Annotated in this window: 22 protein-coding genes and 2 tRNA genes; 17 read left to right on the top strand and 7 right to left on the bottom strand. The window is 71.4% G+C overall.

What is annotated here, in order from left to right; genetic code table 11:
* The first annotated feature begins 47 nt into the window (after positions 1-47).
* From RWM17_RS02810 to RWM17_RS02790, 5 genes are all read left to right on the top strand, one after another.
* Positions 48-326: a hypothetical protein gene (locus RWM17_RS02810; protein ID WP_314101132.1), complete on the top strand. Its 279-nt coding sequence runs from the start codon at positions 48-50 to the stop codon at positions 324-326.
* 113 nt (positions 327-439) lie between these two features.
* On the top strand, positions 440-1,024 hold the full coding sequence (locus tag RWM17_RS02805) for a single-stranded DNA-binding protein (protein ID WP_314101129.1): 585 nt from the start codon (positions 440-442) through the stop codon (positions 1,022-1,024).
* A gap of 84 nt (positions 1,025-1,108) precedes the next feature.
* Entirely contained in the window at positions 1,109-1,570 is a 462-nt protein-coding gene (locus RWM17_RS02800) for a DUF6993 domain-containing protein (RefSeq protein WP_314101127.1), read from the top strand.
* A gap of 27 nt (positions 1,571-1,597) precedes the next feature.
* Positions 1,598-3,283: an energy-dependent translational throttle protein EttA gene (ettA, locus tag RWM17_RS02795; protein WP_123548364.1), complete on the top strand. Its 1,686-nt coding sequence runs from the start codon at positions 1,598-1,600 to the stop codon at positions 3,281-3,283.
* 1 nt (position 3,284) lies between these two features.
* Positions 3,285-3,758 (top strand): thioesterase family protein, encoded by a 474-nt coding sequence (locus RWM17_RS02790; protein WP_192041228.1) that lies wholly within the window; start codon positions 3,285-3,287, stop codon positions 3,756-3,758.
* A gap of 58 nt (positions 3,759-3,816) precedes the next feature.
* Here RWM17_RS02790 and RWM17_RS02785 read toward each other — a convergent pair whose 3' ends face one another.
* The gene (locus tag RWM17_RS02785) at positions 3,817-4,689 is read right to left on the bottom strand and encodes an acyl-CoA thioesterase II (RefSeq protein ID WP_133738596.1); all 873 of its coding nucleotides are present in this window, start codon (positions 4,687-4,689) and stop codon (positions 3,817-3,819) included.
* Positions 4,690-4,710: 21 nt separating this feature from the next.
* On the opposite strand from RWM17_RS02785, the gene RWM17_RS02780 reads away from it, so the two are divergent.
* Positions 4,711-5,376 (top strand): hypothetical protein, encoded by a 666-nt coding sequence (locus tag RWM17_RS02780; RefSeq protein ID WP_194613538.1) that lies wholly within the window; start codon positions 4,711-4,713, stop codon positions 5,374-5,376.
* On the opposite strand, the gene RWM17_RS02775 is transcribed toward RWM17_RS02780, so the two are convergent.
* The 3 genes from RWM17_RS02775 to pepN form a co-directional block, all read right to left on the bottom strand.
* The gene (locus RWM17_RS02775) at positions 5,357-5,770 is read right to left on the bottom strand and encodes a globin (RefSeq protein ID WP_314101163.1); all 414 of its coding nucleotides are present in this window, start codon (positions 5,768-5,770) and stop codon (positions 5,357-5,359) included. The genes RWM17_RS02780 and RWM17_RS02775 overlap by 20 nt on opposite strands.
* 44 nt (positions 5,771-5,814) lie before the next feature.
* Entirely contained in the window at positions 5,815-6,825 is a 1,011-nt protein-coding gene (locus tag RWM17_RS02770) for a mechanosensitive ion channel domain-containing protein (protein WP_314101122.1), read from the bottom strand.
* 138 nt (positions 6,826-6,963) lie between these two features.
* On the bottom strand, positions 6,964-9,504 hold the full coding sequence (pepN, locus tag RWM17_RS02765) for an aminopeptidase N (RefSeq protein ID WP_314101120.1): 2,541 nt from the start codon (positions 9,502-9,504) through the stop codon (positions 6,964-6,966).
* Between the two features lie 94 nt (positions 9,505-9,598).
* On the opposite strand from pepN, the gene RWM17_RS02760 reads away from it, so the two are divergent.
* The 5 genes from RWM17_RS02760 to RWM17_RS02740 all read left to right on the top strand — a co-directional run bounded on the left by RWM17_RS02760 (position 9,599) and on the right by RWM17_RS02740 (position 14,007).
* Positions 9,599-10,225, top strand: coding sequence for a DsbA family protein (locus tag RWM17_RS02760; RefSeq protein WP_314101118.1), 627 nt, complete (start codon positions 9,599-9,601; stop codon positions 10,223-10,225).
* 38 nt (positions 10,226-10,263) lie between these two features.
* The gene (locus tag RWM17_RS02755) at positions 10,264-10,749 is read left to right on the top strand and encodes a ribose-5-phosphate isomerase (protein WP_314101116.1); all 486 of its coding nucleotides are present in this window, start codon (positions 10,264-10,266) and stop codon (positions 10,747-10,749) included.
* A gap of 102 nt (positions 10,750-10,851) precedes the next feature.
* A complete protein-coding gene (locus tag RWM17_RS02750; RefSeq protein WP_314101115.1) occupies positions 10,852-11,826 on the top strand; it encodes a DNA-formamidopyrimidine glycosylase family protein in 975 nt (324 codons plus the stop codon).
* A 4-nt stretch (positions 11,827-11,830) separates the two neighbouring features.
* Positions 11,831-12,454 carry an FMN-binding negative transcriptional regulator gene (locus RWM17_RS02745; RefSeq protein WP_314101114.1) on the top strand — a complete coding sequence of 208 codons (624 nt, stop codon included), beginning with the start codon at positions 11,831-11,833 and terminating at the stop codon, positions 12,452-12,454.
* Positions 12,451-14,007, top strand: a complete 1,557-nt coding sequence (locus tag RWM17_RS02740) for an amidohydrolase family protein (protein ID WP_314101113.1) — start codon at positions 12,451-12,453, stop codon at positions 14,005-14,007. The genes RWM17_RS02745 and RWM17_RS02740 overlap by 4 nt, the downstream gene beginning before the upstream one ends.
* A 95-nt stretch (positions 14,008-14,102) precedes the next feature.
* Here RWM17_RS02740 and RWM17_RS02735 read toward each other — a convergent pair whose 3' ends face one another.
* Positions 14,103-14,594, bottom strand: a complete 492-nt coding sequence (locus RWM17_RS02735) for a Dps family protein (protein ID WP_123548224.1) — start codon at positions 14,592-14,594, stop codon at positions 14,103-14,105.
* Positions 14,595-14,776: 182 nt separating this feature from the next.
* Here RWM17_RS02735 and RWM17_RS02730 point away from each other — a divergent pair, with 182 nt between their 5' ends.
* Together RWM17_RS02730 and RWM17_RS02725 are read left to right on the top strand one after the other, a co-directional pair.
* A complete protein-coding gene (locus RWM17_RS02730; protein WP_314101112.1) occupies positions 14,777-16,201 on the top strand; it encodes a histidine kinase in 1,425 nt (474 codons plus the stop codon).
* Between the two features lie 36 nt (positions 16,202-16,237).
* Positions 16,238-16,876, top strand: coding sequence for a response regulator transcription factor (locus tag RWM17_RS02725; RefSeq protein ID WP_192041457.1), 639 nt, complete (start codon positions 16,238-16,240; stop codon positions 16,874-16,876).
* A gap of 34 nt (positions 16,877-16,910) precedes the next feature.
* Here RWM17_RS02725 and RWM17_RS02720 read toward each other — a convergent pair whose 3' ends face one another.
* Both RWM17_RS02720 and RWM17_RS02715 read right to left on the bottom strand, forming a co-directional pair.
* Positions 16,911-17,711 carry an SGNH/GDSL hydrolase family protein gene (locus RWM17_RS02720; RefSeq protein WP_314101111.1) on the bottom strand — a complete coding sequence of 267 codons (801 nt, stop codon included), beginning with the start codon at positions 17,709-17,711 and terminating at the stop codon, positions 16,911-16,913.
* 172 nt (positions 17,712-17,883) lie between these two features.
* Positions 17,884-17,954, bottom strand: a tRNA-Gly gene (locus tag RWM17_RS02715).
* 152 nt (positions 17,955-18,106) lie between these two features.
* On the opposite strand from RWM17_RS02715, the gene RWM17_RS02710 reads away from it, so the two are divergent.
* The 4 genes from RWM17_RS02710 (at position 18,107) to RWM17_RS02695 (ending at position 21,070) form a co-directional block, all read left to right on the top strand.
* Positions 18,107-18,179 (top strand) — tRNA-Pro (locus tag RWM17_RS02710).
* Between the two features lie 62 nt (positions 18,180-18,241).
* A complete protein-coding gene (gene tig / locus RWM17_RS02705) occupies positions 18,242-19,564 on the top strand; it encodes a trigger factor (protein WP_123548228.1) in 1,323 nt (440 codons plus the stop codon).
* A gap of 215 nt (positions 19,565-19,779) precedes the next feature.
* Positions 19,780-20,367: an ATP-dependent Clp protease proteolytic subunit gene (locus tag RWM17_RS02700; RefSeq protein ID WP_123548229.1), complete on the top strand. Its 588-nt coding sequence runs from the start codon at positions 19,780-19,782 to the stop codon at positions 20,365-20,367.
* A 40-nt stretch (positions 20,368-20,407) separates the two neighbouring features.
* The gene (locus RWM17_RS02695) at positions 20,408-21,070 is read left to right on the top strand and encodes an ATP-dependent Clp protease proteolytic subunit (protein WP_314101108.1); all 663 of its coding nucleotides are present in this window, start codon (positions 20,408-20,410) and stop codon (positions 21,068-21,070) included.
* Positions 21,071-21,086 lie beyond the last annotated feature (16 nt).

Genomic DNA, 21,086 nt, shown 5'->3' with positions numbered 1-21,086 from the left:
TGCGCGGCGCGCTCGATGATCCACTGCAGAGAGGACGGTGCTCGACGATGAGCGACCAGACCAGCACGACCAGTACTGCCAGCACGACCAGCACGACGGACACGAGCAGCACGACCGACGCCGCGGAGTCCGCCGGCCAGACCTGGGTCGCAGCAGGCCCGGCGGGGACGGTCGGGTCGATCGGGCGCACGGGCGACGGGTTCGTCGTCCGTCTCGTCGGCCGGCCCGAGCAGAGCGGCGAGTACCCGACCCTCGCCGTGGCGAAGAGCGCGCTCTTCGCGGCTCTCGGCCCGGGCGCCGAGTACCCGGAGTTCCACGAGCACTGAGCACCTCGGGGCGACAGCTCTCGTCCCTCCCCGTCGCGACGGGCCGGGCACTCCCTCCACAAGGAGGCGCGGTGCCCGCCCGCCCACCGGCTCGGTCCCGTGAGACTCCCCGCATGACAGACACCATCACCCTCACCGGGATCATCGCCACCGACCCTCGCGTCGTCACCACCGAGGCCGGCCTCGACATCGCCAGCTTCCGGCTCGCCTCGACCCATCGACGCTTCGACCGCGTCAAGGACGAGTGGGTCGACGGCGACACGAACTGGTACACCGTCACCGCGTTCCGGGCGCTCGGGGCCAACGCGGGCCACAGCCTCCACAAGGGCGAGCGGGTCGTCGTCCTCGGCCGTCTCCGTGTCCGTGCGTGGGAGGCCGGCGACAAGTCGGGCACGACCGTCGAGGTCGACGCGGACTCGATCGGCCACGACCTCCGCTGGGGCCGCTCGGCGTTCGTCCGCTCGACGTCCGCTGCGGCCGCCCCCACGGGCGAGTCCGAGGCGACCGCAGGAGGCGCGGCGGGCGACGCCGCGACGGCTCCTGCTGTCGAGCCGTCCGCCTCCCCGTCCGGTGGATGGGCCACGGGCGGCGGCCCTGCCCTCGACGAGCAGGCTCCCTCGACGTCCGGCACCGCCGAGGAACCCGCCCGTCGCGAACCCGCCGACGCGGTCGACCGGGTGGGCGTGCCGCCCTTCTGACCCGCCGGGGGCGTCGGCATCCGACCCCGGCCCGCGTCGTAGGATCGTCACGGCCCTGACCGGGCCCGCCGAGGAAGGCCCCCCGTGACCCGTCTCCCACTCGTCGCCCTGCGCGCGGGCGCCGTCGTGTTCGTCGCCCTCGCGTTCGCCGGCTGCACGTCGGGCGAGACCGCCCCGAGCCCCGTGCCGACCACGGACGGCGCGACGCCTGCGCCCGACCCGACGCTGACGGCCGACTCGACGACCGAGCAGGCGAAGGCGTTCTTCGACATGACGGTGTCGCGCCATCTCGACAGCGGCGGAGCGGGCGACGGTCGCACGATCGTCGACACGCTGACGGCGGCGGGCTTCGACAAGGCGGCCATGCAGGTCACTCCGGACTCGACGTCGATCGGGCGCGCGGCCGACACCGTGCAGTTCTCGGTGCTCTGGGGCAGCGACTGCCTCGTGGGCCAGACCGGGGCGACCGGGTTCGCCAGCGAGGTCGCACCCGTCCTCGGCACGGGGTCCTGCCTGGTCGGCACCACCCGCACGATCGACTGGTGACGGCGCCCCACCGATAGACTGGTGGGCATGGCCGAATACATCTACTCCATGGTCCGTGCCCGCAAGGCGGTCGGCGACAAGCTGATCCTCGACGACGTGACCATGTCGTTCATCCCCGGCGCCAAGATCGGCGTCGTCGGCCCCAACGGTGCCGGCAAGTCCACGATCCTCAAGATCATGGCCGGGCTCGACACCCCCAGCAACGGCGAGGCCAAGCTCTCGCCCGGCTACACCGTCGGCATCCTCATGCAAGAACCGGAGCTCGACGAGACCAAGAGCGTCCTCGAGAACGTGCAGGAGGGCGTCGGCCCGATCAAGCAGAAGCTCGACCGCTTCAACGAGGTGTCGGCCGCGATGGCCGAGCCCGACGCCGACTTCGACGCGCTGCTCGCCGAGATGGGCACCCTGCAGGAGGAGATCGACGCGGCCGACGCGTGGGATCTCGACTCCCAGCTCGAGCAGGCCATGTCGGCCCTGCGGACGCCTCCGGGCGACGCCGAGGTCGCGAACCTCTCGGGCGGCGAGAAGCGCCGCGTCGCGCTCTGCAAGCTGCTGCTCCAGAAGCCCGACCTGCTGCTCCTCGACGAGCCCACCAACCACCTCGACGCCGAGAGCGTGCTCTGGCTCGAGCAGCACCTCAGCAAGTACCCCGGCGCCGTCCTCGCCGTGACGCACGACCGGTACTTCCTCGACCACGTCGCCGAGTGGATCGCCGAGGTCGACCGTGGTCGCCTCTACCCCTACGAGGGCAACTACTCGACCTACCTCGAGAAGAAGGGCGAGCGCCTCCAGGTGCAGGGCAAGAAGGACGCGAAGCTCGCCAAGCGCCTCTCGTCCGAGCTCGAGTGGGTGCGCAGCAACGCCAAGGGCCGCCAGGCCAAGTCGAAGGCACGTCTCGCCCGCTACGAGGAGATGGCGACCGAGGCCGAGCGCACGAGGGTCCTCGACTTCGAGGAGATCGTGATCCCCGTCGGGCCGCGTCTCGGCTCGCAGGTCATCGACGCGAAGAAGCTGCGCAAGCAGTTCGGCGAGCGGGTGCTGATCGACGACCTCACCTTCACGCTGCCCCGCAACGGCATCGTCGGGGTCATCGGCCCGAACGGCGTCGGCAAGACCACGCTCTTCAAGACGATCGTCGGCCTCGAGCCCCTCGACGGCGGCGACCTGCGGGTCGGCGAGACCGTCGACATCTCGTACGTCGACCAGAGCCGCGGCGGCATCGACGCGAACAAGAACCTGTGGGAGGTCGTGTCCGAGGGCCACGACTACATCACGGTCGGCAAGACGGAGATCCCCTCGCGGGCCTACGTCTCGCAGTTCGGCTTCAAGGGCCCGGACCAGCAGAAAAAGGCCGGGGTGCTCTCCGGCGGTGAGCGCAACCGCCTCAACCTGGCCCTGACCCTCAAGCAGGGCGGCAACCTCCTCCTGCTCGACGAGCCCACCAACGACCTCGACGTCGAGACCCTGGGCAGCCTCGAGAACGCGCTGCTCGAGTTCCCCGGCTGCGCCGTGGTCATCACCCACGACCGGTGGTTCCTCGACCGGATCGCGACGCACATCCTCTCGTGGGAGGGGCTCAACGACGACGGCACCCCCAACTGGTACTGGTTCGAGGGCAACTTCGAGTCCTACGAGGAGAACAAGATCGAGCGTCTCGGCGCCGACGCGGCGAAGCCCAGCTCCGCCACGTACCGCAAGCTGACGCGCGACTGAGATGACCCGCCTGCACGTGCCGACCCGGGTCCGCTGGAGCGACCTGGACGCGTACCGGCACGTGAACAACGCGTCGATGCTGCGCCTCCTCGAGGAGGCGCGCATCGACGCGTTCTGGGTGTCGGACGGCACGGTCGGCGAGACGTCGGGCGCGGCCGTGCTCGACGGCCGGCCGGACGCCGCCACGATGACCCTCATCGCGCGACAGGAGCTCGAGTACCTGGTGCCGGTGCCGTACCTCCGCGCGCCCCTCGACGTGCAGATCTGGATCGGCCGTCTCGGGGGCGCCAGCCTCGAGGTCTGCTACGAGGTGTGGTCGCCCGCGGCGGTCGAGCCCGCCGTGCTCTACACGAAGGCGTCGACCTCGATCGTCCTCGTCGACACGGCGTCGGGGACGCCGCGACGCATCACCGACGACGAGCGCGCCGCCTGGACGCCGTTCGTCGAGGACCCGCTGACGTTCCGACGCCGCTGATCCGCGCCGTGGGCCGCTGATCGCGGCCGTCGACTGCGCTCGGCCGCGCTCGGCCGGGTCAGGCGCGGGGCACCCGCACCATCCCCTCCTGGGCGACGCTCGCGACGAGCGTGCCGGAACGGTCGTAGATGCGCCCGAGGGAGAGCCCGCGGCCGCCGACGGCAGTCGGGGACTCCTGCACGTAGAGCAGCCACTCGTCGACGCGGGCCGGGCGGTGCCACCACATGGCGTGGTCCAGGCTCGCGACCTTGAGCCCGGGCGTCACGAGCGGCACGCCGTGGCGCCGGTAGATCGGCTCGAGCAGCGTGTAGTCGCTGGCGTACAGCAAGGAGGCGCGGTGCAGGTCGGGATCGTCGGGCAGCGTCCCCGTCGCGCGCAGCCACACCGCCTGGTGCTCGACCCGGGCGCCCTCGACGCTGAAGTAGACCGGCGACGGCACGTGGCGCATGTCGAAGGCCCGGTCCGCCGCCCAGGCCTGGGCGATCGGGTGGTCGACGGCGCCGAGCAGCTCGGCGTCGCTCGGCACGTCTTCCGGCTCGGGCAGGCCGTCGGGCATGGCGACCTGGTGCTCGAGGCCGTCGTCCGGTGTCTGGAAGGACGCGATCATGGAGAAGATCGGCAGTCCGTCCTGGGACGCCTGCGTACGGCGGGTGGCGAACGACCGGCCGTCGTGGATGCGGTCGACCGTGAACGTGATGGGGATCGTGAGGTCGCCCGGCCGGAGGAAGTATCCGTGCAGCGAGTGGACGGGTCGGTCGCCGACGATGGTCCGCTGGGCGGCGACGAGCGCCTGCGCCATGACCTGCCCGCCGAAGACCCGGCCGAGCGGCTCGGGCTGCGACGTGCCGGTGAAGACGTCCTGCCCGCCGACGATGCCGGCCGGGGCGAGGTCGAGGGTGGCGAGCAGGTTCTGCAGGGGATCGGCGCTCATCCGATGTAGTTTAGGGGGCCGATGAGCCGTACATTCGCCCTCCCCGATTCCCTGTCCCTCAGCGACCTCGCGACCTTCCTGGGCCGCGCCGGCCGAGTCGAGGACGGCTCCGTGCGCCTCGTCGCCGGCTCCGGCGTCCTCGCGGTGTACGCCGCCGTCTTCTACCCGCTGGGGCTGCTCGACTCGAGCCCGACGGTGCTGGGCCTCCGCACCTTCCAGCTCGACGACGCCCCCGAGTTCGACGCGGTGGTGCCCGTCCGCTCCCTCAAGGAGCGACTCGTCCGGCTGCAGAACGACGTCGTCGACCCGACGGCTCCCGTGACGGTCACCCTGCCGATCGAGGTCGCGACGGTCACCTGGGCGGCGATCTCGCCGCCCCGCGGCGGCTGGGTCCCGAAGGGCGCCGCCGACGCCCCCGCGCTCGACGCCGCCGCGACGGCGGGCATCGACGAGATCGCCTCCGCCCTGCCCGAGAACGCGGGCGAGCAGATCGTCCACCGCGTGCGGTCCGAGGTGTGGTCGCGCCCGGTCGACGGCGTCGAGGCCGTCCCGGCCGGGGCCGCGTTCGCGGCGCTCAGCCTCGGGTTCCTCGGCGACGGCGAGGCGGTCTCGCTCTACGAGACGGGTGCCTGGACCCGGCTGACGACCAGCCGCGGGCACGTCCTGGTCAAGCGCCGGGGGCGTTGACCATGGCGTGGGCCGCCCGGTCGAGGTAGGCCCACAGCGTCGCGTCGTGGAGGGGCGAGAGCTCGAGCTCGTCGACCGCGGTGCGCATGTGGTGCAGCCACCGGTCGCGCGCCTCCGGCGTGACCGTGAACGGCATGTGCCGCATCCGCAGCCGCGGGTGGCCGCGCTCGTCGCTGTACGTGGTCGGGCCGCCCCAGTACTGCTCGAGGAACCCGGCGAGGCGCTGGATCGCGCCCTCGAGGTCGTGCTCCGGGTACATCGGCCAGAGCACGTCGTCGGTCTGCACGCCCTCGTAGAAGCGACGGACGAGCCGCTCGAAGGTCGGCCGCCCGCCGATCTGCTGCCAGAAGTTGCCCTGGGCGTCGTCGCGCCCCGCGCCGCTGCGAAGGGTGATCGGCTGGGAGGCGCCCGCAGGAGGCGGGCCGAGGGGGAGGTCGGTCACGAGCGCTTGCCCTTCGTGGGGCGGACGTGCGGGGTGGGCACGGTCTGCGGCGGGCGGGCGCCCTGCACCGAGGAGGCGCCGTCGAAGCCCGTGAGGACGACGCTGCTGAGCGAGGGGAGCGTGATGCCCAGCTCGTCCGTCGCCTTCTTGAGGCGCGACCGGAGCTCGCGGTCGACGTTGTCGCGCTCGGACGAGCGGGTCTTGGACACGATGCGGATCACGACGTGTTCTTCGGCGATGGACTGCAGGCCCCAGACCTCGGGGGCGTCGATCATGCTGCGCCCCCACTTCGGCAGCGCGGCCATGTCGGTGGCCGCCTTGAGCATGGCCGCCTGGACCGTGTCGACGTCGGCCTCGTAGGGCACGGCGAGGTCGATGACGACCCGGGTCCAGCCCTGGGACATGTTGCCGACCCGGAGGATCTCGCCGTTCCGGACGAACCAGAGCACGCCGTTGACGTCGCGGATCTGCGTGACGCGGATGCCCACGGCCTCGACGACCCCGGTCGCCGGGCCGACGTCGACGACGTCACCGACCCCCAACTGGTCTTCCGCGACCATGAAGATGCCGTTCAACAGGTCTTTCACGATGTTCTGCGCGCCGAACGCCAGGCCGGCGCCCACGACGCTGGCCGCGCCGACGATCGCGACGACGTCGAAGTGCAGCTCGCCGAGCACGAGGACGAGCGCGACGCCGGCGATCAGCACAGTGACGACGTTGTTCAGCACGCTGCCGAGCGTGCGCGTGCGCTGGACGACGCGGACCGCCTGCAGGGGGGAGGCGATCAGGGCCTGGGTGTCGTCGACGTTCTGCTTGCGCTTGATGCCGTTGACGACCTGGTCGACCACGCGGCGGATCATGAAGTGCAGCGCCACCCGCAGCAGCACCGCCACGACGACGATCGCGAGGATGCGGATGGGCACGCCCCACATCGCCCAGAAGGCGGCCCAGTCGAAGTCGACGGGAGCGGCAGGATCGGTCTGGGCGGCGGCGAGGAAGTCGGTCATCCCGTCAAGCTTCGCACGAGCTGCCGACGCCGCCCGGGAGCCACCTGGACGCGAGGACGGCGGGCCCTGTGAGCAGGGCCCGCCGTCCGACGGTGACGCAGGAGGCGCGTCGCGCCCCGAGGGACGCCGCGCCGCTGACTAGCGCGCGTCGACCGCCTGCACGCGCAGGGCGCGCTCGACGCCCGACAGGCTCTCGATCACGATGCGGCGGAGCGCCGGCACGTCCGGGTTCGCGTCGAGCCAGGCACGCGTCGCGTCGACCAGCTGCTGGTCGGCGAGCCCTGCCGGGTAGAGGCCCGAGACGAGCGTGTCGGCGATGTGGTAGCTGCGGGACTCCCAGATGCCCGTGAGCGACGAGAAGTAGCGGTCGACCACGGGCTGCAGCACGGCAGGGTCGTTCGTGTGCTGGAAGCCCTGGGCGGTCGCGCGCACGATGGCGTTCGGCTGCTCGGCGCTGTCGACGACCGACGCGAAGGCGGCGAGCTTGCCCTCGGCCGTGGGGATCGCCGCGCGGGCGCGTGCGGCGGCCTGGGCGCCGTTGGCGGTGTTGTCCGCCTCGAGCGCGGCGTCGATCTCGGCTTCGCCGGCAGCGCCGACGAGCACGAGGCCCTCGAGCAGCTCCCAGCGCAGGTCGGTGTCGACCTCGAGCCCGTCGAGCGCGAGCGAGCCGTCGTGCAGGGCACGGAGCGCGTCGGCGTGCGCCGGGGTCAACGCGGCGGCGGCGAAGAACTTCACGAACTGGAACTGCGCGTCCGACCCGGCCTCCGCCTCCTTCGCCAGCTCGAGGAGACGGTCGCCGACCTCAGCGAGCACCTCGGCGCGGCGTGCCGGCGAGACGTAGCTGCGCGCGGCCTGCACCAGCTGGGTCAGGGTCGTGCGGATCGTCGTCGACTCGGTCTCGCTCGCGATGTTCGACAGCACGAGGCGGACGTAGTCGGAGGGCGAGGTCTCGGCGTCGCGCGTGGCGTCCCAGACGGAGCCCCAGACGAGGGCGCGGGCCAGCGGGTCGGAGATCGCCGCGAGGTGCTCGATCGCGGTGGCGAGCGACTGCTCGTCGAGGCGGATCTTCGCGTAGGCCAGGTCGTCGTCGTTGGTGAGCACGAGGGCCCCGCGGTGCTGGCCGACGAGCTCGGGCACGTCGGTCCGGGTGCCGTCGACGTCGATCTCGACCCGGTGCGTCCGCACGAGGGCGTCGCCGTCGAAGTCGTAGAGGCCGACCGCGAGGCGGTGCGGACGGATCGTCGGGTAGTCGGCCGGCGCCTCCTGCAGGAGGGCGAACGAGGTGATGACGCCGTCGGCGTCCGTCTCGATCTCGGGACGCAGCGTGTTGACGCCCGCGGTCTCGAGCCACTTCTCGCTCCAGCTCGTGAGCTCGCGCCCCGAGGTGGCCTCGAGCTCGACGAGCAGGTCGCGGAGCTCGGTGTTCGAGTGGTGGTGCTTCTGGAAGTACGCGGCGACGCCGGCGTAGAAGGCGTCGATGCCGACCCAGGCGACGAGCTGCTTCAGCACCGACCCGCCCTTGGCGTAGGTGATGCCGTCGAAGTTGACCTGGACGTCCTCCAGGTCGTTGATCGTCGCGACGACGGGGTGCGTCGAGGGCAGCTGGTCCTGGCGGTAGGCCCAGCTCTTCTCCATCGCCTGGAACGTCGTCCAGGCCTCGGTCCACTCGGTGGCCTCGGCCGTCGAGATGGTCGACGCCCACTCGGCGAACGACTCGTTCAGCCAGAGGTCGTTCCACCACTTCATGGTGACGAGGTCGCCGAACCACATGTGGGCGAGCTCGTGCAGGATCGTGACGACCCGGCGCTCCTTGATCGCGTCGGTCACCTTGCTGCGGAACACGTAGGTCTCGACGAAGGTGACGGCGCCCGCGTTCTCCATCGCGCCGGCGTTGAACTCGGGCACGAAGAGCTGGTCGTACTTGTCGAACGGGTACGGGTAGCGGAACTTCTCCTCGTAGTAGGCGAAGCCCTGACGCGTCTTCTCGAAGATGTAGTCGGCGTCGAGGAACTCGGTGAGCGAGCGACGCGTGAAGATGCCGAGGGGGATCGTGCGGCCGTCCGAGCTCGTGAGCTCGCTGCGCACGACGTCGTAGGGGCCCGCGACGATCGCCGTGATGTAGCTCGAGAGCACCGGGGTGGGCGAGAACGTCCAGGTGGCGACCTCGCCGTCGACCGCCGGCTCGGGCGTCGGCTGGTTCGAGACGACCTGCCAGCGGGAGGGGGCGGTCACGGTGAACTGGAACGTCGCCTTGAGGTCGGGCTGCTCGAACACCGCGAAGACGCGGCGGCTGTCGGGCACCTCGAACTGCGAGTAGAGGTAGACCTCGTCGTCGACGGGGTCGACGAAGCGGTGCAGGCCCTCGCCGGTGTTCGTGTACTCGGCGTCGGCGACGACCTCGAGCACGTTCTCGCCGGCGAGGTCGTCGAGCTGGATGCGCACCCCGTCGTTCACGGCCGCCACGTCGAGGGCCGTGCCGTTGAGCGTGGCCGAGTGCACGGTGCGCGTGAGGGCGTCGATGAAGGTCGAGGCGCCGGGCGTCGCGGTGAAGCGGACCGTCGTTGAGCTGCCGAACACCTCGGCCCCACGGGTCAGGTCGAGCTCGATCTCGTACGACTGCACGTCGACGACGCTCTTGCGCTCCTGCGCCTCGAGTCGGGTCAGGTTCTCTCCGGGCACGCTTGCTCCATCCGTCTTGAGGTGTCGGTGCGGGACTCGTGGTCCCCGGACGAGCCTAGACCGGCCCTCCGACGGCGGGGTGTTCACTGGGGACATGACCGACACCGTCGCCCCCGCGCCCCACACCTCCGTCGACTTCTGGTTCGACCCCTCGTGCCCCTGGGCCTGGATGACCAGCCGCTGGGTCGACGAGGTCGCCCGTCACCGCGACCTCGACGTGACGTTCCACATCATGAGCCTGGCGGTGCTCAACGAGGGCAACGACGTCAGCGACGAGTACAGGGCGGCCTTCGCCCGGATGCTGCGCTACACGCGCCTCGTCACCGCCGCCGGCGAGCTGCACGGCCAGCAGATCGTGAAGCCCCTCTACGACGCCCTCGGCACGCGCATCCACCCGGGCGGCGAGACCGACGCCGACGTCGTCATCCCCGCCGCGCTCGCCGAGGTCGGCCTGCCCGCCGACTTCGCCGCCCACGCGGACTCGGACGAGTACGACGAGCAGATGCGGGCCAGCCACTTCGACGGCATCGGCCGCGTGGGCCAGGACGTCGGCACGCCCGTGATCGCCGTGAACGGCACCGCTTTCTTCGGTCCCGTCATCTCGCCGGCGCCGAAGGGCGAGATCGCCCTGACCCTGTGGGACGGCGTGGTCGCCGCCGCCTCGTACCCGGGCTTCTTCGAGATCAAGCGCACGCGCACGGTCGGCCCGATCTTCGACTGACGCAGGCCCGTGGCCGGCGCCGTCCTAGGATCGACAGCATGCGCATCCACGTGGCGACCGATCACGCCGGTCTCGACTTCAGCAAGACCGTCATCCGTCACCTCTCCGACGCCGGCCACGACGTCGCCGACCACGGCCCGACCAGCTACGAGCCGCTCGACGACTACCCGTCGTTCTGCATCGCGGCGGCCCGGGCCGTCGTCCGCGACCAGCGGGCTGGCCACGACTCCCTCGGCGTCGTCTTCGGCGGCTCGGGCAACGGCGAGCAGATCGCCGCGAACAAGGTCGAGGGCGTCCGTGCCGCCCTGGTCTGGAACGACTCGACCGCGAAGCTCGCCCGTCAGCACAACGACGCGAACGTGATCGCCATCGGCGCCCGTCAGCACACGGAGGCGGAGGCGCTGGCCTTCATCGACGCGTTCGTCGCCGAGCCGTTCAGCCACGACGAGCGCCACGTCCGCCGCATCGCCCAGGTGGGCGAGTACGAGACCACCGGGGCGATCGCCGGGCACCCGGTCGACTGACGACGTAACGTCGAGGGCGGCGGGACCGGCTGACGGTCCCGCCGCTCCGTCGTCCCCGTCGGATCGGCCCCGGCCGGTCGACCCAGCCAGTGAGGTGCCGCCGTGCCCGAGGGCCATTCCGTCCACCGCATCGCCAACCAGTTCGAGCAGACCTTCGTGGGGAGCCGGTGCGTGGTGAGCTCTCCCCAGGGGCGCTTCGCCGCCGGGGCCGAGAAGCTCGACGGTGCGACGATGGTCGACGCCAAGGCCGTCGGCAAGCAGATGTTCCTCGAGTTCGACAACGGCCTCTGGCTGCACGTGCACCTCGGCCTCTACGGCGCGTGGGACTTCGCGGGCGAGATCGCGACGGGCCACTCGATGGCCGAGTCGCGGACTCGTCGGGCCCGCACCCGCAAGGCCGAGGCGGCCCCCGACGACGACGGCGAGGACTCGATGGCGAGCATCGGCGCGCCGCGTCGCAGCCGCGTCCGCATGGCCGAGCAGGAGAAGGCCGAGGACGACATCGAGTCGTTCCCGCCCGAGCCCGTCGGCCAGGTCCGCGTGCGCCTGCTCACCGACACGGCCGTCGGCGACCTGCGCGGTCCCACGAAGTGCGAGGTCCTCGACGCGGCCGGGGTCGACACGGCGATCGCCAAGCTCGGCCCCGACCCGCTCGTCGACTCGCCGAAGAAGGGGAGCGACCGCTTCGTCACGACGGTGCGGAAGAAGCGCACCCCGATCGGCCTGCTGCTGATGGACCAGAGCGTCGTGAGCGGCATCGGCAACATCTACCGCGCCGAGCTGCTCTTCCGGGCGCGGCTCGACCCGCACACCCCCGGCAACCAGGTGCCGGAGGACGTGCTGAAGGCGATCTACAAGGACTGGACCAAGCTGCTCCGGAGCGGCGTCGAGCTCGGCCAGATGATGACCATGGACGGGCTCACGAAGGCGCAGCACGCGAAGGCCCTGCGCAGCCGGGCCGACCGCCACTGGGTGTACCACCGCGAGGGCCTGCCCTGCCGGGTCTGCGGCACGAACATCGTCATGGAGATGGCCGCGGGTCGGAAGCTCTACTGGTGCCCGGTCGACCAGACTTGAGCACATGCGCCACACTCCGCACTTCGTGCAGTCCGACGTCGACGAGGTCAAGCGGCTGATCCGCGAGAACCCGTGGGCCACGATCGTCGCCTCGACGACGGAGGGGATCGTCGCCTCGCACTACCCGGTCGTGCTCGAGGACGACCCTGCCGACCCGGCGGCCATCGTGCTCGTCAGCCACGTGGGCAGGCCCGACGAGCGTTCCCTCGAGCTGGGCTCCGCCGAGGTGATGGTGATCGTCCAGGGCCCCCACGGGTACGTCTCGCCGGGGTGGTACCCCGCCGAGCAGATCATCCCGACCTGGAACCACGTCACGGCGCACCTCTGGGGCACGCCCGAGATCCTGTCCGACGACGAGAACTTCCGCGTGCTCGGCGAGCTCGTCGACCACTTCGAGCGCGTCATGCCCGAGCCGTCGACCCTGACGCTCGACGAGGAGGGCTCGCGCCGTGTCGCCAAGGGCACCGTCGGCATCCGGCTGCGGGTCACCCGGTTCGACGCCCGCGCGAAGCTGAGCCAGAACAAGGCCCCCGAGGTCGTCGACCGCATCGTCGACGAGCTCGAGCACGGCGAGCACTACGCCCAGCCGGCCCTGGCCGCCGAGATGCGTCGGGTCCGCGACCGATGAGCACCGGCCAGCCGGGCGCCGTCACCGATGCGCGGCCCGACACGGACGCCGGCCCCGAGGAGGTGCGTCCCCTGCTCCTGAGGAACGCCCGCCTCACCGGCGTGCACAGCTCGGAGGCCGCCGACCGCGTCGACGTCCTCCTGCGTGACGGCAGGATCGCCGAGATCGGCCACGGACTCGCGGGCCACGGCGGCGCCGCTGTCGTCGACCTCGACGGCCGGTGGCTCGGCCCCGGTCTCTGGGACTCCCACGTGCACATGGACCAGTGGGCGCTCGTGCGACGTCGCCTGGACGTGTCGTCGGCCGGTTCGGCTGCCGAGGCCGCGTCGCTCGTGGGGGAGCGCCTGCGCGCACAGCCTCCGGCGACCGGGCAGCCCCTGATCGGCTACGGGTTCCAGGACGCGCTCTGGGCCGACGAGCCCACCAGGGCCCTGCTCGACGCCGTCTCCGGCGACGTCCCCGTCGTGCTCGTCAGCAAGGACCTGCACTCCGTCTGGCTCGACTCCCGCGCCCTCGAGGCCCACGGCCACGGCGGACACCCGACCGGCCTGCTCCGCGAGGCGGACGCCTTCGCCGTGAGCACCGCGGTCAGCGCCGTGTCCGAGGACCAGCTCGACGAGTGGGTCGGCGAGGCCGCCGAGGCCGCTGCCGCCCGGGGCGTCGTCGGGATCGTCGACCTGGAGATGACCCTCTCGGTCGACCGCTGGGCGCGCCGGGTGGCGGCGGGCACGAGGTGCCTCCGCGTACGCGCCGGCGTCTACCCGGCCGACCTCGACGAGGTCGTCGGGCGCGGCCTGCGAACCGGCGACGTCGTCCCCGGCACGCACGGCCTCGTCGAGATGGGGCCGGCCAAGATCATCACGGACGGCTCGCTCGGCACCCGGACCGCCTGGTGCCGGGACGCCTACGTGGGCATGGAGGGCGACCCCGCGGCGCGGGGCGTGGCGACGTACGGCAAGGAGGCGCTCGTCGACCACCTGAGACGCGCCTCCTCGGCGGGCCTGGTCCCCGCGGTGCACGCGATCGGCGACGCGGCGAACACGTCGGCCCTCGACGCCCTCGAGGAGGTCGGCTGCGGCGGCTCGATCGAGCACGCGCAGCTGCTCGACCCGGTCGACGTCGCGCGCTTCGCCCGGCTCGGCATCGTGGCGAGCATCCAGCCCGAGCACGCCATGGACGACCGCGACGTCGCCGACCGGCTGTGGGCCGGACGCACCGGGCGGTCCTACGCGTGGGGGAGCCTCGCCGAGGCCGGGGTGCGCCTGCAGCTCGGCTCGGACGCGCCGGTCGCTCCGCTCGACCCCTGGGTCGCGATGGCAGCTGCCGTGTGGCGCGCGAGGGACGGCCGCGACCCGTGGCACCCGGAACAGCGTCTGGCGGCCCGGACGGCCCTCGCCGCGTCGACCGGCGGCCGTACGAGCGTCGAGGTCGGCTCCGTGGCCGATCTGGTCGTGACGGAGGCCGACCCTCTGACGGCGACGGACCACGACCTGCGCGCGATGGTCGTCTCGGCGACCCTGCTCGGCGGCCGGTTCACGCACCTCGCTCTCTGAGGCGCACGGGTCCGGTGCGCCCGCGACGGGCCAGCGCACGACGGAGGCCGCCGCCCCGCGGGGCGACGGCCTCCGTTCGTCAGGAGGGAGCGGACTCAGCCGGCGACGTGCGCGGCGAGGAACCAGCGGTCCTTCTCGAGGCCGCGCGAGATCTCGATCGCGACGTCCTGGCTCGACGCGTCGAGCTCGCCGAGCTCGTCGATGGCCGTGCGGACGGCGACGAGGGAGGCGTCGATCTGGGCGACCAGCTCGGCGATCGTGCGGTCGATCTGGTTGAAGCCGGGCGAGGTCGTCGGGATGCTCGTCTTGGCGGCGACGGTCTCGATGCGGGCGTCGACGGGCAGGCCGAGGGCGACGACGCGCTCCGCGGCGAGGTCGGCCCACTCGCGGGCGTGGTCGACGACCACGTCGATCAGCTCGTGGACCGCGACGAACGCGATGCCGCGCACGTGCCAGTGCGCCTGCTTGCCGTTGACCGACAGTGCGGTGAGGTCGGTGACGATCGGGCTGAGGAACTGGGCGACGCCGGCGGCGACGTCGGGGTCGACGGAACCCTGGGGGACGGTGATGGTGGTGGCGTCGGTCATGGCGGTGTCCTTTCCTAGACGATCTACCCCACGGTAGAGGGCTGAGCGGATTCCGCAAGCAAGCTGAGGCTCGGCTCACCGAGGCCAGCCTGGCCTCACCTGCCCGGGCGGGGGATAACCCCACCGCCCTCTCGGGCGCTGGCACCATGGGACGGTGCCCGCACCTCCGCGAGGCTCGAGGCATGACCCAGGAGAGCACCATCAGCGCCCCTACGAACCCCTACCTCTCGCCGCCGCCCCCGCCCGGCGGCTACGGGCGTCGCTGGCGTGCGCTGCCGCGCGAGCTCGGCTACGTCGCCCTGTCGGCGGTGCTGGTCGTCGTGATCGGCGGCATGTCCACCCTGTTCTTCCGGTCGCTCGGCCGCGCCGACAACTCCGTCGTCGGGTTCGTCTTCCTCGCGGCCGTGGTCTTCGCGAGCCTGTGGCTGGCGCGATGGTTCGGCACGTTCGAGGTGATCCGCCTGCGCTGGGCGATCGACCGTCCCGTGCGTCCCGTCGACTGGACGCCGAACACGACGTGGGGCCGCTCCGACAACCGCGGCGTCCGCGCCCTCTCGGCGTTCGCGAACCCGCACTACTGGCTGTACCTGCTCTACGGCCTCGTGGTGTTCCCGGCCGCGGCCGCCCTCACGACCATGGTCATCGTGCTGCTCGTCGCCGGCCCCGCCCTGTTGTTCGTCTTCGGCGGCGTGGTCGTCGGCAGCGTCCCGGGCGGCGACGGCCTGCACGCGGTCGTCGGCGGCGGCGGCGGGCTCCTCCTCCTCCTTCTCGGGGCCGTCGTGCTCGCGGGCGTCGTGCTGCTGATGCCCTTCGTCGTGCACGGCTTCGTCGTGATGCACCACGCGATCGCCGCCGCCATGCTCGGCGGCTTCCGCAGCGACCAGCTCGCCGTCGAGCTCGCCGACCGCGAGATCTCGCGCACCGCGGCCCTCTCGGCCGAGGGCACGGCCCTCCGTCGCCTCGAGCGCGACATCCACGACGGGCCGCAGCAGCGCCTCGTGCGCCTGCAGATGGACCTCGCCGCGGCAGCCAGGGCCGTGGACTCCGACCCCGAGAAGGGCAAGGCCCTGATCGAGGAGGCGCGGGCACAGTCTCGCGAGGCCCTCGAGGAGCTGCGCGCCCTGTCCCGCGGCTTCGCGCCTCCCCTGCTGCTCGACCGGGGGCTCGTCGCGGCGCTCGAGTCGCTCGTCGACCGCGCGGTCATCCCCACGGCCTTGCTGAACCGGGTGCCGGCCCACGTCGTGCTGCCGGTGGACATCCAGCGGAACGCCTACTTCATCGCCTCCGAGCTCGTGACCAACACGGGCAAGCACTCGTCCGCGCTGTCGGCCGATCTCGTGCTGCGCACGCGGACCGCACCCGACGGCCGGGGCACCCTGCTCGAGCTCGTCGTCACCGACGACGGCCAGGGCGGCGCGGGCCTCCGCGACGGACACGGGCTCGCCGGCGTGCAGGAGAGGCTCGTGGGCCTGGGCGGGTTCCTCGACATCTCCAGCCCGGCGGGCGGGCCGACCATCGTGACGGTGAGCATCCCGCTCGTCGACGACTCGTCCGCGGAGGCCGAGACGACCGGACCTGCTGCTCCCGCCGCGCCGCCCGCTCCCTAGACTGGCGGGGTGCCCGAGCGACCTGTGACCCCCGCCCTGCGCGTCGTCGTCGCGGACGACTCGGTGCTGCTGCGCGAGGGCCTCGTCCGCCTCCTCGACGAGATCGGCGCCGACGTCGTCGGTGCCTACGGCGACGCGGACTCCCTCCTGGCCGAGCTCGACGAGAAGGCACCCGACGTCGCGGTGCTCGACGTGCGGATGCCCCCGACCCACACCGACGAGGGGGTCCGCGCCGCGATCGAGGCCCGACGCCGCCGTCCCGGGCTCGGCATCCTGCTGCTCTCGCAGTACGTCGAGGTGGCGTACGCACGCGACCTGCTCGAGGCCGGCAGCGGGGGAGTGGGCTACCTGCTCAAGGACCGCGTCGCCTCCGTGGACGAGTTCGGCGACGCGCTCGGCCGGGTGGCCGACGGCGGCACGGTGCTCGACCCCCAGGTCGTCTCGCAGCTGCTCGGCAGGCGAGGCGACCCGCTCGCCGCACTGACGCCCCGTGAGCGCGAGGTGCTCGGCCTGATGGCCGAGGGCCGCACCAACGCGGCCATCGCCGCCGCCCTCGTCATCGGCACCGGTGCGGTGGAGAAGAACGTCACCTCGATCTTCCAGAAGCTGTTGCTCGAGGACAGCGGCAGCGACCACCGCCGGGTGCTCGCCGTCCTCGCTTTCCTGCAGCGATAGGGCCGCCGGGGCAGCTGGTCCGTCACCGGGGCTGCTAGCTGGTCCGGACGTCTCCGGACTCGAGCACGTCGTCGGCAGGGCCGGCCTGGAGCAGGTCGCCCCGGGTGCCGCCCACGTCGAGGATCGTCTCGCGCAGCGACTCGCCGACGCGCTGGTACCCGACCGTCGTGGGGTGGATGCCGTCGGGCGAGGTCCCGGTCGCGAACACGAGGCCGTCGCGGGCGAAGCCCCAGGGGTCGGTCCAGGTCCAGCCCCTGTCGAGGACGTGCCGCTCGAGGGCCCTCTGGTACACGGCGGCGGCGGCGGGCGCGCGGTCGTAGGGCGGGATGGCCGCGACGATCACGTGCTGCGGTGCGATCGTGGCGACGACGGCGTCGTACGAGGCGGCGGACTCGGCGAAGCCGATCCCCTTGCGCACGTCGTTCGTGCCCGACATCAGCACGAGGACGTCGACGTCGGCGACCGGGGTCACCGCCGCGGCTTGCTCCTGGACGGTGCTTCCGCCCTTGGCCCACCCGCCGACCCACTCGACGCCGTCGCCGCGCGCGTACGTCATCCACGTGTTCGCGTCGAGGCCGTCGCTGAGCAGTCGCGCGCCCCCGGCGGTGAGCGAGTCGCCGACGATCGCGACGCGGACGGCGTCGTCACGGCGCGCATCGTCGTCGCCTGCGCCGCCGGCCGTGACGTCGCCCGGTGTGGCGGAGGCAATGGCCTGCGGGGCCCCGGCCGGGGCGGACCCGGGGGAGGCGGTGGTCACGTCCGCGCTGCAGCCCGTCACGAGCAGGGCGAGCGCCGCGCCCACGAGGGCGGCCCGGGCGATCTTCGCGCGATCCATCCTCAGATCATGAGGCATCCCCGCAGCCGCTCCGTACCACTGAGCAGCAGCACGCGCCCCCTCTTCGGGGGAAGGTCGAACGGGCCCGCGCCGGAGGCGTCGAGCTGCGTCGTGGGGAGGATCCATGCACGGTGCCTGCGGCACCGGACGCCGGAGGCGTCGAACCATCGAGAGGGGATGACGGGAATCGAACCCGCGCCATCAGTTTGGAAAACTGAGGCTCTACCATTGAGCTACATCCCCGTGGGCGGCTGGTGCCGCTCGGGTGTCCACAACTATAGAGCATGTCGATCACCGGCTCGAACGGCCGGTCCTGTGGTCGGCTAGACTCCCCCGAGGCTTGTCTCCACCCGACCTCAACGGGACCAACGGAGCTCGCCGTGCCAGGTGATATACGGGGCGTAGCGTAGTGGCTAGCGCGTCCGTTTTGGGGGCGGAAGATCGCAGGTTCGAGTCCTGTCGCCCCGACGATCGTCTACCTGCTGTCTCGGACGTGAGTTCAGCACCACCAACACAGGAGAAGCCCCACATTGGTCCAGACCACCGTTGAGAAGCTCAGCCCCACGCGCGTCAAGCTCAACATCGTCGTCAGCCCTGACGAGCTCAAGCCCAGCGTCACGCACGCCTACGGCCACATCGCGGAGTCGATCAACATCCCCGGCTTCCGCAAGGGCAAGGTGCCGCCGCCCATCATCGACCAGCGCGTCGGTCGCGAAGAGGTCCTGAACCACGCCGTCAGCGAGAGCCTCGACAAGTTCTACCGCGAGGCCGTCTCCGAGACCGAGATCCGCGTGCTGGGCCGCCCCGAGGCCGACGTCGTCTCCTGGCCCGACGTGAAGGACTTCTCGGGCGACCTGACCATCGCCGTCGAGGTCGACGTGCGTCCCGACTTCGACCTCCCCGACTACGAGGGCATCGAGCTCACCGTCGACTCGGTCGAGATCAGCGACGACGAGGTCGAGGAGGAGCTGTCGAACCTGCGCACGCGCTTCGGCACGCTCGTCACGGTCGACCGTCCCGCCACCACCGGCGACTTCGTCCAGATCGACCTCACGGCGACCATCGGCGACGACACCGTCGACACCGCCCAGGGCGTGTCGTACGAGCTCGGCTCCGGGGAGCTCATCGAGGGCATCGACGAGGCGCTCGAGTCGCTCACCGCCGACGAGAGCACCACGTTCGAGTCGAAGCTGCTCGGCGGCGACCGCGAGGGCGAGACCGCCCAGATCGCCGTGACCGTCACCGCCGTCAAGGAGCGCGAGCTCCCCGAGGCCGACGACGACTTCGCGCAGATCGCCAGCCAGTTCGACACCATCGACGAGCTCAAGGGCGACCTGAAGGAGCAGCTGGCCAAGTCGAAGACGTTCGGCCAGGGCGCCCAGGCGCGCGACCAGGTCGTCGAGAAGCTCCTCGAGTCCGTCGAGATCCCCGTGCCCGAGAAGCTCGTCGAGGACGAGGTGCACCGTCACCTCGAGCAGGAGAACCGCCTCGAGGACGCCGAGCACCGCACCGAGGTGACCGAGAGCAGCGAGAAGGCCTTCCGCAACCAGATCCTCCTCGACGCGATCGCCGAGAAGGAAGAGGTCAAGGTCGAGCAGGACGAGCTCACCCAGTACCTGATCCAGGGCGCCGCCCAGTACGGCATGGAGCCCGGCGAGTTCATCAAGGTGCTCGACCAGAACGGCCAGATCCCGGCCATGGTCGGCGAGGTCGCCCGCAGCAAGGCCCTGGCGGTCGTGCTGTCGAAGGCCAAGGTCGTCGACGGCGAGGGCAAGGAGGTCGACCTGTCGGCCTTCACCGCCACCGCGGGCGTCGGCGGCGACGACGACCACGAGGGTCACGACCACGCGTGAGCTGAGCTGACGCGTCGGTGCCGATGAGGCGCTGACGTCGAGAGGGCCGGGTGCTGGTGCACCCGGCCCTCTGTCGTTCCCGGACTGCACCCGCGCCTCCTCGGCTCGGCCTGGTCGGCGAGGGGCGGAAGTTATTGCCGTGGGCGAACAGCCCGGAACCCGTGCGCCCCACCGGATAGATTCGACGACAAGCGACAACGAATGGGAGCTCCACCATGGCCGACGTGACACTGCCCAACAGTGTTTTTGACCGACTTCTCAAGGACCGCATCATCTGGCTCGGTTCCGAGGTGCGGGACGAGAACGCCAACGAGATCGCAGCGAAACTCCTGCTCCTCGCCGCTGAGGACAGCGAGAAGGACATCTACCTCTACATCAACTCGCCCGGCGGGTCGATCACGGCCGGCATGGCGATCTACGACGCCATGGAGTTCGTGCCGAACGACATCGTGACCGTGGGCATCGGCATGGCGGCCTCGATGGGCCAGCTGCTGCTGACGGCCGGCACCAAGGGCAAGCGCTACATCACGCCGAACGCGCGCGTGCTGCTGCACCAGCCGCACGGCGGCTTCGGCGGCACCAGTTCCGACATCCAGACGCAGGCTCAGCTCATCCTCTCGATGAAGCAGCGCCTGGCCGAGATCACCGCTGCCCAGACGGGCAAGACCGTCGAGCAGATCAACGAGGACGGCGACCGTGACCGCTGGTTCACGGCCGAGGAGGCCCTGGAGTACGGCTTCGTCGACCACATCCGCGGCTCGGCCACCGACGTCGTCGGCGGCGCCGGCACGGACCAGTCGTAGACCTCCCTCCCCGATCGCCAGCAGAGAAAGAGACACACTCATGGAACTCCCGATGATGGGCGGCGCGGGCCGACTGCAGACCCCCAGCTCCCGGTACATCCTCCCCAGCTTCGAAGAGCGCACGGCCTACGGCTACAAGCGCCAGGACCCGTACGCCAAGCTCTTCGAGGACCGCATCGTGTTCCTCGGCGTGCAGGTGGACGACGCCTCGGCCGACGACATCATGGCGCAGCTCCTCGTGCTCGAGAGCATGGACCCCGATCGCGACATCACTCTGTACATCAACTCGCCCGGTGGCTCGTTCACGGCCATGACGGCGATCTACGACACGATGCAGTACATCCGTCCGGAGATCCAGACGGTGTGCCTCGGCCAGGCTGCCTCGGCGGCCGCGGTCCTGCTCGCGGCCGGCCAGCCCGGCAAGCGCCTCGCCCTGCCGAACGCCCGCGTGCTGATCCACCAGCCCGCGACCGGCGGCAGCAGCGGCGGCCAGGCGTCGGACATCGAGATCCAGGCGAAAGAGGTGCTGCGCATGCGCACCTGGCTCGAGGAGACGCTGTCGAAGCACTCGAACAAGACGCCCGAGGAGGTCAACCGCGACATCGAGCGCGACAACATCCTGGGCGCCGACGAGGCGCTGGCCTACGGTCTGGTCGACCAGGTGCTGACCTCGCGGAAGAACCAGCCGGCGCTCACGCGCTAGCCGACCACGCGTCGCG

This window comes from uncultured Frigoribacterium sp. (genome assembly GCF_963515265.1).
Lineage (GTDB): Bacteria > Actinomycetota > Actinomycetes > Actinomycetales > Microbacteriaceae > Frigoribacterium.
This window is presented reverse-complemented; position numbering and strand designations above follow the sequence as displayed.

Excerpts from the sequence above, each read along its gene's own strand:
- RWM17_RS02785 (WP_133738596.1), bottom strand. The coding sequence starts at position 4,689 with ATGAGCGCCGATCCCCTGCAGAACCTGCTCGCCACCCTCGACCTCGCC.
- RWM17_RS02745 (WP_314101114.1), top strand. The coding sequence starts at position 11,831 with ATGCGCCACACTCCGCACTTCGTGCAGTCCGACGTCGACGAGGTCAAG.
- RWM17_RS02735 (WP_123548224.1), bottom strand. The coding sequence starts at position 14,594 with ATGACCGACGCCACCACCATCACCGTCCCCCAGGGTTCCGTCGACCCC.
- RWM17_RS02780 (WP_194613538.1), top strand. The coding sequence starts at position 4,711 with ATGAGCCGTACATTCGCCCTCCCCGATTCCCTGTCCCTCAGCGACCTC.
- RWM17_RS02805 (WP_314101129.1), top strand. The coding sequence starts at position 440 with ATGACAGACACCATCACCCTCACCGGGATCATCGCCACCGACCCTCGC.
- RWM17_RS02790 (WP_192041228.1), top strand. The coding sequence starts at position 3,285 with ATGACCCGCCTGCACGTGCCGACCCGGGTCCGCTGGAGCGACCTGGAC.
- RWM17_RS02695 (WP_314101108.1), top strand. The coding sequence starts at position 20,408 with ATGGAACTCCCGATGATGGGCGGCGCGGGCCGACTGCAGACCCCCAGC.
- RWM17_RS02720 (WP_314101111.1), bottom strand. The coding sequence starts at position 17,711 with ATGGATCGCGCGAAGATCGCCCGGGCCGCCCTCGTGGGCGCGGCGCTC.
- RWM17_RS02810 (WP_314101132.1), top strand. The coding sequence starts at position 48 with ATGAGCGACCAGACCAGCACGACCAGTACTGCCAGCACGACCAGCACG.
- RWM17_RS02740 (WP_314101113.1), top strand. The coding sequence starts at position 12,451 with ATGAGCACCGGCCAGCCGGGCGCCGTCACCGATGCGCGGCCCGACACG.
- RWM17_RS02755 (WP_314101116.1), top strand. The coding sequence starts at position 10,264 with ATGCGCATCCACGTGGCGACCGATCACGCCGGTCTCGACTTCAGCAAG.
- RWM17_RS02730 (WP_314101112.1), top strand. The coding sequence starts at position 14,777 with ATGACCCAGGAGAGCACCATCAGCGCCCCTACGAACCCCTACCTCTCG.
- ettA (WP_123548364.1), top strand. The coding sequence starts at position 1,598 with ATGGCCGAATACATCTACTCCATGGTCCGTGCCCGCAAGGCGGTCGGC.
- RWM17_RS02770 (WP_314101122.1), bottom strand. The coding sequence starts at position 6,825 with ATGACCGACTTCCTCGCCGCCGCCCAGACCGATCCTGCCGCTCCCGTC.
- RWM17_RS02760 (WP_314101118.1), top strand. The coding sequence starts at position 9,599 with ATGACCGACACCGTCGCCCCCGCGCCCCACACCTCCGTCGACTTCTGG.
- RWM17_RS02700 (WP_123548229.1), top strand. The coding sequence starts at position 19,780 with ATGGCCGACGTGACACTGCCCAACAGTGTTTTTGACCGACTTCTCAAG.